This is a genomic window from Caballeronia cordobensis (assembly GCF_001544575.2).
In the GTDB taxonomy this organism is placed as follows: domain Bacteria; phylum Pseudomonadota; class Gammaproteobacteria; order Burkholderiales; family Burkholderiaceae; genus Caballeronia; species Caballeronia cordobensis.
Window position 1 is genome coordinate 291,105 of sequence record NZ_FCNY02000010.1, and the last position, 11,616, is coordinate 302,720.

General features: G+C 60.6%; 11 protein-coding genes. 8 read left to right on the plus strand and 3 right to left on the minus strand.

Translation table 11 applies throughout. The features are described 5' to 3' along the window. Positions 1-40: 40 nt before the first annotated feature. The 3 genes from AWB70_RS21340 to AWB70_RS21350 all read left to right on the plus strand — a co-directional run bounded on the left by AWB70_RS21340 (position 41) and on the right by AWB70_RS21350 (position 2,871). On the plus strand, positions 41-1,141 hold the full coding sequence (locus tag AWB70_RS21340; protein ID WP_053572525.1) for a DUF2817 domain-containing protein: 1,101 nt from the start codon (positions 41-43) through the stop codon (positions 1,139-1,141). A 28-nt stretch (positions 1,142-1,169) separates the two neighbouring features. Then, positions 1,170-2,027 carry a VOC family protein gene (locus tag AWB70_RS21345; protein WP_082378259.1) on the plus strand — a complete coding sequence of 286 codons (858 nt, stop codon included), beginning with the start codon at positions 1,170-1,172 and terminating at the stop codon, positions 2,025-2,027. An 85-nt stretch (positions 2,028-2,112) separates the two neighbouring features. Continuing rightward, a complete protein-coding gene (locus tag AWB70_RS21350) occupies positions 2,113-2,871 on the plus strand; it encodes an NAD(P)H-dependent oxidoreductase (RefSeq protein WP_053572527.1) in 759 nt (252 codons plus the stop codon). Positions 2,872-3,192: 321 nt separating this feature from the next. Here the strand turns inward: AWB70_RS21350 and AWB70_RS21355 are convergent, their stop codons facing one another. The 3 genes from AWB70_RS21355 to AWB70_RS21365 all read right to left on the minus strand — a co-directional run bounded on the left by AWB70_RS21355 (position 3,193) and on the right by AWB70_RS21365 (position 6,686). Continuing rightward, complete coding sequence (locus tag AWB70_RS21355) at positions 3,193-3,684, minus strand: DUF3331 domain-containing protein (RefSeq protein WP_321167030.1); 492 nt, start codon at positions 3,682-3,684, stop codon at positions 3,193-3,195. A gap of 197 nt (positions 3,685-3,881) precedes the next feature. Next, on the minus strand, positions 3,882-4,850 hold the full coding sequence (locus AWB70_RS21360) for a helix-turn-helix domain-containing protein (protein WP_063177203.1): 969 nt from the start codon (positions 4,848-4,850) through the stop codon (positions 3,882-3,884). A 414-nt stretch (positions 4,851-5,264) separates the two neighbouring features. After that, positions 5,265-6,686 carry an aldehyde dehydrogenase family protein gene (locus AWB70_RS21365; protein ID WP_053572528.1) on the minus strand — a complete coding sequence of 474 codons (1,422 nt, stop codon included), beginning with the start codon at positions 6,684-6,686 and terminating at the stop codon, positions 5,265-5,267. 101 nt (positions 6,687-6,787) lie between these two features. Between AWB70_RS21365 and AWB70_RS21370 the strand changes: the two genes are divergently transcribed. The 5 genes from AWB70_RS21370 to AWB70_RS21390 all read left to right on the plus strand — a co-directional run bounded on the left by AWB70_RS21370 (position 6,788) and on the right by AWB70_RS21390 (position 11,576). After that, on the plus strand, positions 6,788-7,735 hold the full coding sequence (locus tag AWB70_RS21370) for a LysR family transcriptional regulator (RefSeq protein ID WP_053572529.1): 948 nt from the start codon (positions 6,788-6,790) through the stop codon (positions 7,733-7,735). Between the two features lie 566 nt (positions 7,736-8,301). Continuing rightward, on the plus strand, positions 8,302-9,138 hold the full coding sequence (locus AWB70_RS21375; protein WP_053572530.1) for an alpha/beta fold hydrolase: 837 nt from the start codon (positions 8,302-8,304) through the stop codon (positions 9,136-9,138). Between the two features lie 44 nt (positions 9,139-9,182). Then, a complete protein-coding gene (locus tag AWB70_RS21380) occupies positions 9,183-10,073 on the plus strand; it encodes a VOC family protein (RefSeq protein WP_200826428.1) in 891 nt (296 codons plus the stop codon). Next, entirely contained in the window at positions 10,070-10,765 is a 696-nt protein-coding gene (locus AWB70_RS21385) for a class II aldolase/adducin family protein (RefSeq protein WP_053572531.1), read from the plus strand. Before AWB70_RS21380 ends, AWB70_RS21385 begins: the two co-directional genes overlap by 4 nt. A gap of 25 nt (positions 10,766-10,790) precedes the next feature. Then, positions 10,791-11,576: a fumarylacetoacetate hydrolase family protein gene (locus AWB70_RS21390; RefSeq protein ID WP_053572532.1), complete on the plus strand. Its 786-nt coding sequence runs from the start codon at positions 10,791-10,793 to the stop codon at positions 11,574-11,576. The last annotated feature ends 40 nt before the right edge of the window (positions 11,577-11,616 follow it).

Below are 11,616 nucleotides of genomic sequence, written 5' to 3' on the forward strand. Positions count from 1 at the left end.
GCTGATCGACGCGGTTCATTAAGGCGGACGGGGCGCACTCATGTTCTTCGCAAACACCGATTACTTTTCTCCGACATATGCTGTCGCACGCGATAAGTTTCGCGCCGCGGCAAGCGGCGCGGGGGCGGATCTACACGTCTACGATTACGATCGCTCGCCCGGGATCGAGGAGGAGCGTCTGAGCATCGACGTCGCGTGTTTAGGAAGCGCAACGAGCCGGCACAAACTTGTGGTCATCAGCGGAACGCATGGAGCTGAAGGCTACGCCGGCTCCGCGCTCCAGACCGCGTGGCTTCGGCTCTGTGCCTCGAGGCGAGAGCTCGACCACATTGGCGTGATTCTCGTCCACGCACTTAATCCCTATGGCTTCTCGTATGGCGTTCGGACCAACGAAGACGGCATCGACCTCAATCGTAATTTCGTGGACTTCTCGAGGGGCAGGCCGGAAAACCGGATCTACGACGAAGTGCATCGCTTCCTGAACGCGGACATTGCCGACGCGGATCGGTGTTCCCACGCCGAAGCAGGGCTCAGCGCCGCGCGCAACCGTCTCGGAGAGGACGCGCTTTTTGACGCGATCGCACGCGGCCAGTACGCGCACCCGGACGGCGTGTTCTTCGGAGGCACGCGGCGGACATGGGAAAACCATACGCTGCAAAGAATTGTGCAGGCGCATCTTCTACCGGCGGAGAAGGTGGCGGTAATCGACTGGCACACCGGCATCGGCGATTACGGCGAGGCATTTTTCCTGCCGTTCGCTGACGCCGAATCCGATGCATACCGGCAAACCACGCAATGGTGGGAGAAGGATGGCTTGCCTGCTGCGCGTCCGCATGGACGCAGCTGCCCCCGCTACCAGGGTCTGGTTTTTGACGGCATCCGGAAGCTTCTGCCGCATGCGGAAGTGGCAGGCGGCGTCATCGAGTGGGGCACGCGCGGCCGCGAGTCGGGCGAGCTGGCCATCCGGCAGGACCTATGGCTACGCCGGTTCGGCGATCGCTATCCGCGAGAGGCGGTCGTACAAGTGCGCGCAGACCTTCTCGACTCATTTGTTCCCACGTCCTATGTCTGGCGTAATTCGGTGCTTTCGTCGGGTACGGGGATCGTCGATAAGACCGTGGACGGACTAATCCAATGGTGAGTTCTTTTGACCAGGGATCGTTAGGTAAATGAAGACGCCATTCCGGTTTGACCACCTCGTCGTGGCAGTGCATTCCTTAGAGGCGGCTGTGTTGGACTATCGGCGACTGGGCTTCAACGTTTCTGCCGGTGGACGGCACACCCATGCGCCGACGCGCAATGCGCTCATTTATTTTCACGACGGCGCTTATATCGAGTTGATCGAATGGGTCAACCCCGCGCACGGCGAGAAATGGTACGAGCGTCTGACGAGACGAGGCGAAGGCGTCATCGACTTCGCGCTCTGCCCTGCGGATTTCTCGATCGAAACGCAACGGTCGGACAGGCGCTACGACTTCTACAAGAACGCTTCTGCAGGCTCGCGCGTTCAGGCGGACGGCGCGGAGATGCACTGGCTACTTGGCTGGCCGACAGACGAGGCGCTTCCATTCCTCTGCGCCGATGTGACTGCGAGACACCTTCGCGTCCCTGAGGGAGACTGTCGTATTCATTCGAATGGCACGCTAGGAATTCGCAGCGTTTCGGTTCAGGTGCTCAATCTCGACAAGGCGGTGCAACGTTACGAACGCTTGCTTCTGTCGACCGCTGAGCGCATTGATCTTCCCTGGCTGGAGGATGCAGGTCTCGAGGCCGCGTCTTTGATGGTCTGCACGACGCGGATCTTCCTTGTATCGCCGAGAACCCACAGCAAGGTGGACATCGCGCAAGCGCTGGCACGCGATCTGTCGACCTATGGCTCGAGAGTGTATCGAGTTGCACTAGCGCATGACCGGCAGAATGCTCCGCCGACAATGCCGCTCGATCTGACGCACGGCGCGCACCTGACGACGCCCGAAGCGGACGATGATATCGAATCGCAACTGCTTCCTCATCGCGCCGCGCGCTGATTACCGCGGCAGACGTTCCGGCAAATCGCGGCGGCGTCGGGGCGACAGCCGAGCGTCATAAAAGAATTGATATCGAGGGGAACAGATGAAAGCCCTGGTCGTTTTCGCCCACCCGGAAGCACAATCGTTCAACGGGCAACTTAAGGAAACTATCGTCGCGGCGCTTCGCGAACAAGGAGCCGACGTTCATGTTTCCGATCTGTACGCGATGGGCTTCGATCCGGTCGAAGGACCCACACATTTCGAGCATCGCGCGCGGCCGGATGTCTTCGATGTGCAGACAGAACAGCGCCATGCCTTCGACGAGCAACTGATGAGTGAGGACATACGCGCGGAAATCGCCAAGCTGCTGGAAGCGGACCTCGTCGTCTTCCAGTTTCCGATCTGGTGGTTCTCGATGCCAGCGATGCTTAAGGGATGGCTGGATCGCGTATTCGTGTATGGGCTTTTCACGAGCAGGCGACGCTACGACGAGGGCTTCTTTGTCGGACGCCGCGCGCTGGTATCCGTGACCGCGGGCGGCCCGGAGTCGACCTTCAGCCACAACGGACGCAACGGCGACCTCGATCTTATTCTCTGGCCGCTGCACTTCACATTGCACTACATGGGGTACACAGTGCTGCCATATTTTGCGACCTTCGGGATCTCAGCGTCTATACGCTACGCGGGTATAACAGCCGATGCGCCGCGTCTCGAGCGCTACAAGGCGGATTTGCGGGCGCATATTGCGAAGATCGACCATATGACGCCGCTTCGGTTCAACGGCTGGCAAGACTGGGATGCGCTGGGTCAACTGAAGCCCGACGCGCCGAGCTTCAGTCCGTTCATGCGCCATGCTTTTTGATCTGTGTGCGTAGGCTCCTATTAACGATGAAGTGGCTTGGACTTTCTGGCCGTATCTTGTCAGAGCCCAAGTTCGCCGAGACTGGCGGTGGTTGTCCGGATGCGTCCGTACGGTCAGAAAAATTCCGATCGCTTCCTTGATCCGGAAGTCGTTAATCCGTCCTGTGAGCCGAACGTTCAGAACGGCGGACGGCCGACGAAAGGCGGATAGGGCAGGCTTCACTGTCACAGAGTCATTCGGCGCTAAAGCAAGTACAGCGATGCCATGTGGCCAAGTGCCAGCTCGGGGCAACAAGTGCGCAATCCATGCTGGTCTGTGCAGTCACCGACCGGCACGTGGTGCGGCGGCCCAATCGAAGACATTGTATGCGCCTGCTTCAACGTGGTCGGCGAGGGCGCTCGCCAAGATCATCGCGTCGGAGTTGACCGGGCCGCCAACGCCCCTCCGAGATGGGCGGAAGACATCCGCGCCGCGCGTGACGGACTTGCCCGACAGAGAGCATATTCCGGCGCGCCGCGCTTTGCCTCTGCGCCATTTCTGATCCTCGTAATGACAAGCGGTAGAGTCATGCCACGACAGGGTCGCCGTTCGGGCGCTGAGCTCGGCGATGCGGATTCGAACGCAGTCATTCCTCGCCTGACCCTCGGCCGTTGGCGCGACCGCCTCTTTCCACCGTCTTGTCGCTTGAGTGGTCCGTGACTTATAGCGCGGTGTCACCACGTTCAATCCCGCGCATTCGGGAAGCCGTCTTAACCGCTCGAGCGTGTCCTGCCAGACAAGAAAGTCGTTTTCTCGATCATTCATTCCTGACATCCCTCTGTGGCGACTGGTCAGCGTTTGGAAAGAGCCGCTCCTCGCATGTTTTCACACACAAAAGCTGTCGGTCTTTCAATCCCGCGCGCTGCGTGGGGCATGAATTTCAAAAAAAGAAGAACGGCCGCGGAGATCTACAAGCGTCGTTTCCACATCGTGGGCAAACCGAACATCAGTCGAGGGGACCGACCGGCTGGTCACGGAGCTTCGACTTGGGCAGTGGAAGCGGCGCTCAGTCGCCATCGTTGCGGCGTCATGCCCGTCACTTTCCGAAACACGGTCGTGAAGTGTGCTTGCGAATTGAAGCCGACAGATATCGCGATTTGAGCGATGGGCATACGATTTTCCGCCAGCAGGCCCTTGGCGGTTTCCAGTCGCATGACAGTGAGGTATGTGTGAGGGCTTAGTCCTGTCAAGCGCTTGAACTGCGACGCAAAATGCATTCGGCTGAGGCCGGCGAGGTCAGCGATGTCACTGAGCGTCACCCGCTCGCCTAATCGGCTCTCCATATACGCGATCGTCCGTTCGAGCCACCACGGAGGCAGCGCTTGCCTCGGCTTCTCGTCAAGCTGCGACCCATTCTCCATCGCGCGGGTGAGAATGGCCATCGCGAGACTGTTAGAAAAAGCGTGTGCGTACGGGTTCCTGAGAGCCTCGGTCTCAAGCAGCATGCACGCGAGCTTGCCCATCATCGTATCGGCCGCAAAACCCGGATCCACAAGCCGATAATCCGGCGCAGCTGCCTTTCCGTGCAACTGGAGATGCACCGAAGCAACCACCGACCGAGGCACAAACACGTGAATAGCTTCGGCACTCCGGGTGAAGCTTGCCTCTAGCTGATCCTCCGGCGCGGTTACTTGCGTGGCGCCAAAGGCAACGGGGCCATTACGCAGGTTTCTTCCGTTTTTGGAACACGTAATGGTGGTTGCCCGCAGCAGCACTTCAATGATGTAGTGCGAGCTCTGAGTCGGGGCGGAATACCGACGTTCGACGTGCGCCTCGTCTTTCCAGTAAGCAATGTTTATTCGATCGCCGCGGTTATCCATCGACGCTGCGATGGATCTCCACGAAACCTCCTTGATCAGGACGGGCAATTCGAAGTGGGGCGAAAGAAAATCATAAGCGGCAGCACGGTCAACCAACACAGGATCAGTCGTAGTCACCATCGAGCGCGTAGTAGCTGAAGCAATGTTTCAATCGGCACTTGCGGACTATTCCGGCGAGAGCCGGATTGATTCCCTGCGAACCACAACGTCAGTCGGCGACGATGGCCAGGACTGGAAGTGCCACCCGAAGTCCGAGGAGCCAAGCTTTCAGCGAATCAATGCCGCCTGGCTCGCTCGATGATTGCAGCGAACGCATCGTCCAGACAAGCCGCGGCCGAAGACCGGCGGCGATCAACGTCCGGTTGATACTTACATTACTTGCGTTCGCAGAATAATGCAAACAATTTGATTCTATGCTGCATTGAGTGCATACATTTCGACGCTGATCACATATTCGTCTGCGTCGCGCTAACAGGCCGGCCACCGCAGCCCGGCGAAATCGCACGGAGAAGTGGGTGGGCTTGAATCGCGGGCTTAACGGACGCCCAGCAGTGACTTCGGTTCGAGGAACGCTTCGATGCCGAACGTGCCGTATTCGCGGCCGATGCCCGATTGCTTGAATCCACCGAACGGCGCAGCAGGTTCATGCGCGAGCGTGTTGACGAGCACGCGCCCCGCGTCGATGCGCGACGCCACTGCGTTCGCGCGCGCGTCGTCCGATGAAGCGATGTACGCCTGCAAACCATAAGGCGTATCGTTGGCGATCGCGATGGCATCTTCGATATCTCCGTACGCGATGATCGACAGCACAGGCCCGAAGATTTCCTCTCGCGCAATGGTCATGTCGTTAGTCACGTCGCTGAAGAGCGTCGGACGCACGAACCAGCCCGCGCCGACGTGATCCGGACGCCCCTCGCCGCCCGCGATCAGTCGCGCGCCCTCATCGATGCCAATACGAATATAACGCTGCACGCGCTCCCATTGCTTGCGGCTCACCATCGGGCCGATGCTCGTATGCGGATCGCGCGGATCGCCCGAGCGAATCTTTTCGATGGCGCTCACGATTTTCTCTTCGAACTCCGCGAGCCGTGCACGCGGCACCAGAATGCGCGTGCCCGCGATGCATGCCTGACCGCTGTTCATGAAGCCCGCATCGAGTGCGAGCGGCACGGCTTCGTCGAAGTTCGCATCGTCGAGCACGATCGTCGGCGACTTGCCGCCGAGTTCGAGCGTCACGCGCTTGAGCGTATCGGCGGCTGTGCGCAGGATCGTCTTGCCGACGACCGTCGATCCCGTGAACGACAGCTTCGCGATATCGGGATGCGCGCTGATCTCCGCGCCCACAATATCGCCTCGGCCCGTGACGATGTTGAACACGCCTGCCGGAAGTCCCGCCTCATGCAGCGCTTCGGTGACGACGCGCGTTTGCATCGCGCTCATTTCGCTCGGTTTGATGACCGCCGTGCAACCAGACGCGAGCGCCGCCGCCAGCTTGCCGCAGATAAAGCCGGCGTCGCTATTCCACGGCGTGATCAGCCCGGCAACGCCGAGCGGTTGCATCACCACTTTTGCCGTACCCGCGTCACGCACGAACGCATAGTCTTCGAGCACCTTTGCCGCTTCCAGCAGCACGTTGCTCGCATGTCGCGCCATCCAGCGGCCGCGCGAAACCGGTGCGCCGTATTCTTCGACGATGGCCTCGAAAAGCTCATCCTCTTTCGCGATGACGGCGGCGTGCATGCGCTTCAGCATGTCGATACGTTCGCGCTTGTCCGTCCGCGAGAATGCGGGAAATGCGCGCTTCGCCGCCGCAATTGCACTGCGCGCATCCTCCTTGTCAGCGAGGCGCACGCGGCCGATAACTTTTTCCGTCGCGGGATTAAAGAGTTCGAAAAGCTCGTTGCCGTGCGGCGTGACAAACGCGCCGTCGATGTAAATCTGGTCGATGTCATGCATGATGAATTCGTTCGGTCGATGTATTGAGCACAAAGATAAGGCGTTTGCATTGATTCGACTAGCCGTACAATTCGGCATGACCTATTGAGCGATTTAGCATAATGAAAACATCGGGGCTTACCGAACTCGAAGCGGTTCTTTCCGTCGCGCGGCATCGCAGTTTTCGCGCGGCGGCGAATGAACTGAGCGTATCGACGTCCGCGCTGAGTCATGCGATCGCCGCGTTGGAGGCTCGCATCGGCGTGCGGCTCTTCAATCGCACGACCCGAAGCGTGTCGCTTTCCGAGGCCGGCGCGCAATTCGTGCAGAACATCGCGCCCGCGCTTTCGACGATTCGCGACGCGCTCGAACAGGCCGGCAGCTTTCGCGACACGCCATCGGGTACGTTGCGTATCAATACATCGGTGGGCGCGGCGCATCAGGCGATGCCGCTTTTCATCGCGTTCCTGAAGCGCTATCCGGACATGAAGCTCGATATCGTCACCGAAGGCCGGTTCATCGATATCGTCGTCGAAGGTCTCGATGCGGGCATTCGTCTGCTGGAAACCGTACCGCAAGACATGATCGCGGTGCCGTTCGGCGATCGCCAGCGCTTCGCCGTCGTCGGCAGTCCCGCGTACTTCGAACAGCACAAGCCGCCACGCACGCCTGCCGACCTCGCGACGCATCGCTGCATTCGCAGCCGCATGCCGAGCGGGTCGATCTATCAATGGGAATTCGAGCGGCATGGCGAATCCATACGCATCGATGGCGACGGCGCGCTGACGCTCGACGAACCGGGCGTGATGCTGACCGCCGCGCGCGCGGGGATCGGTCTCGCTTACCTGACCGAATGGAATGTCGCCGCGGATCTCGAAGCAGGCGCCCTCGTGCGCGTGCTCGAAGACTGGACGCCGCCGCTCGACGGACTATGCCTCTACTATCCGGGCCGTCGTCATGTGCCGGCGGGCTTGCGCGCATTGACGGACATGATCCGCGAATATGCCGACGCAAACCGAACGCGCCCGCCGCTGAAAAAGAGGCGTCGAAAGGTCAATTCAAAGCCTTAACGCCGCCATCAGTTTCAGAGTTTTAAGCGTGAGGCGTGCGATCGTCGCTTGAAAGCGTGGTCGTCGACGAGCTCGGTCGTGAAGGCACGTGTCGGGACGCCGTTGACGGCGCGACGAGCGCGCAAGGCTTATCGGAACATGTAGTCGCGTACTCGTGCCGACGCGTTGCTGTGGGCCGTTGTCCCGATGATCCCGGCAGCGCAGCAGGTCCCGATCGAACTACAGAACAGAAAGGACGACCTGTAGGTCGCAGGCACGGCGAGCAGTCGCTTCGCAACGTCTGGCGATATGCGTTCGGCACTATGTACCTCGCAAACGATGGAGCCGATGAGTGACCCCCGCCGAACTCGCCGTCAATCGCGGCACGACCGCGTGGAACGCACGCATCACGAGCATATGCTGTCCATTCCCACCGTTAATAGTCATCCGTGCGCGTCCTTCACCATCAAGATATCGCACTCCCAGCGCCGCATGTTGATCAGACATTCAAGATTGATCAACGCCGAGAAGCGCCATATAGTCGTCTCAACAGCACTATAAAAGACTGAGCCAGTGGAGACGAGAACGTGAGCGACAACCCTGAAATCGGACAGTCCATCCTCGCGCGAGGAATCCGGACGAATTATCATGACATTGGAAGCGGCAAACCGGTTCTACTGATCCATGGCTCCGGACCCGGCGTAACCGCGTGGGCCAACTGGCGAGGCACCATCCCGGCGCTCGCCCAGTATGGCCGGGTGCTTGCGCCTGACATGGCCGGCTTCGGCTACACCGATCGGTTCGATGACGGCATTTACGGACTCGATCGATGGATCGACCATGTATTCGGTTTCCTCGATGCACTCGACATAGTGTCGGTCAGCGTCATCGGCAATTCGTTCGGCGGCGCGCTGGCGCTCGCCATGGCCGCGCGCCGGCCAGATCAGGTCGAACGGCTCGTACTCATGGGAAGCGTTGGTGTCTCGTTTCCGATCACCGAAGGTCTCGACGCCGTCTGGGGCTACACGCCCTCGCTCGAAAATATGCAACGCATCATGCGGTATTTCGCGTTCGATCAGTCCCGCCTCACCCCGGCGCTCGCCAGCATGCGATACGAGGCGAGCATTCGCCCCGGCTGCAGCGAAGCCTTCGCCCAGATGTTCCCGGCCCCTCGCCAGCGCTGGGTCGAAGCGATGGCGACGCCCGTTGCGGACATCCAGGCGCTTCCACATGAAACGCTTATCGTGCATGGCCGCGACGATCAGGTCATCCCGCCCGCCACCTCCCTCGCGTTACACGAGCACATTGAAAACTCGCAACTGCACATGTTCGGCCGCTGCGGTCACTGGACCCAGATCGAGCAGGCGGAGCGCTTCAACCGGCTTGTCGTCGAGTTTCTCTTCAACGAATCGAAAGATTCGTGACCCCTTATAAATGACCGGCTCCGCGCCGCGATCGCGGCCGGGACATGAGCAAGCCGACGAAAGGAGACATCGTGATCGAATTGAAGGATGTGTCATACGTGCGTCTTGGCACGCGCGATCTTGAAGGCGCGACCCGTTACGCAACCGAGGTCTTGGGTCTTCAGATTGCACGGCGTGGAGAGAGGAACGTCTATCTGCGCTCGGATGACCGGGACCACACACTGGTGTTCTCGGAAGGGGATCCGGCTCGACAGGTCAGTGGCTTCGAGGTCCCAACACCTGAAGCGCTCGATCATGCGGCTAAAGTGCTCGACGACGCGCGTATCGCGTTCAAGCGCGGCAGCGCGGACGAGGCGGAGCAGCGTTGCGTGCGTGACTTCATCAGCTTTGCGGATCCCAGTGGCAACCATATTGATCTGGTGGTGTCGCCGCATCAACGTGGACAGCGCTACTACGGTACGCGCGACGCGGGTATCACCGGTTTCAGCCATATCGGCCTGTGCACCACGGACGCGAAGCGCGACGAGAAGTTCTGGACCGAGGTACTCGGCGCCCGCGTGAGCGATCGAATCGGCGATGCAGCCCTGCTGCGCATCGATCCTGTGCATCACAAGGTCGCGCTGTTGCCATCGCCGCACGCAGGCGTGCAGCACATTAATCACCAGGTGGAGAGCATCGACGACATCATGCGGGCCTGGTACATCCTGAAGGAGAAGAACATTCGAATTCGCTTCGGGCCGGGGCGACATCCGACCTCCGGCGCGATGTTCCTGTACTTCGAGGGACCCGACGGCATGGTCTACGAGTATTCGAGCGGCGTTCGCGTGTTCAGCGAGGAAGAGCATCTCACGCATCTTCCGCGACAGTTCCCGTTCGAGCCAAGTTCCTTCTGCATGTGGGGTTCGAAGCCCGAAGTGCTGGAGTTCGGCTCATGAGCGCGATCGAAGCGTCTCCTGCGCAGCAGGCGACCGTGCGAATGGCGGCACGCGCATTAGGGCGCGCGGGACTGGTCCATGCCTACGGGCACTGCAGTCTACGTCTGAATCACGACTATCTGCTGGTGTGCGCGCCGATGCCGCCGGGATTAATCCAACGCGAGGCCGGCGTGGTCGTGCCGATCCGCGGCGAATTGCCCGATGGCGTGCTGGGCGAAGTCCGGATCCATCAACAAATCTATGCGAGAAGGAATGACGTGGGCGCCGTCGCGCGCAGCATGCCTCCTTCAGTTATGAGTCTCTCGACCGCCGGCATCACGCCGGTTCCGCGTCATGGGCCGGGCACCTATTTCGCGCCGTCTGCGCCGCTTTGGGACGACGTGCAGCTGGTCCGCTCCACGCCGCAGGCCGAAGGCGTGGCCGAAACCCTTGGCCACGCGCGGGCAGTCGTTATGCGCGGCAACGGTGCAGTCGTCGTGGGCGCCACCCTGGAAGAGGCGGTTGCCTTTACTTGGTTCCTCGAAGATGCTGCGCGGGTCGAATGCGCTATTCGTGCAATGCGCCTTGAAAACGCGTCCGCGATGAGTGCGGAAGACGCGGCGCGACGTGCGACGACAGCGGGACGCGTCATCGAGCGAATGTGGGACTACCTCAGCGCCGGTGACCTCGAGCTCAACAGTTCGCATGCCTAACCGACAATCAAGATCAGGAGAAGACATGGAGTCGATGCAGATCGGCACGGTTGCGCACGCGCTGTTCGATGCCCTTGAGGGTTGTGAGCCGATCGCGCCGCTCACGATGACAGAGCCTGGCATGACCATAGCCGATGCCTACGAGATTCAACGCCGCATGATCGCCACGCGACTCGCGAAGCGAGGCGAGCGCATCGTCGGCAAGAAGATCGGAATCACGAGCGAAGCCGTAATGAACATGCTCGATGTACGGCAGCCGGATTTCGGGCAGCTCACCTCGGGGATGCAGTTCGCCAACGGCGCGACGATTCCGCTGTCGCAATTCATTGCGCCGCGCGCCGAAGGGGAAATTGCGTTTCTGCTGGCAAAGGATTTGAGTGGGCCGGGGCTCACCGCGCATGACGTGCTGGACGCAACCGAGTGGGTCATGCCTTGCTTCGAGATCGTCGACTCGCGCATCCGCGACTGGAAGATCCGCATTCAGGACACGGTCGCCGACAACGCCTCGTCGGGTGCCTTCGTGATCGGCGAGGGGCGGGCCGATCCGCGCGCTCTCGACCTCGCGGGAATCACGATGAGATTCTCGCGCAACGGCGAAACCGTCGGCACCGGCCAAGGTTCTGCCGCCTTGGGGCATCCGATCAATGCGGTCGTCTGGCTCGCCAATCAGCTCGGCGAGTTCGGGATGCCGTTGCGGGCGGGCGAGATCATCTTGTCCGGTGCGCTTTCGGCGATGGTGCCGGCGCGCGTGGGAGACCACATGCGTGTCGAGTTCGACGGTCTGGGTCACGCCGACGTCGCTTTCGCATGACGCGTGCTCTTCACGCGTTCGAATCAAACAGGACCAGAGG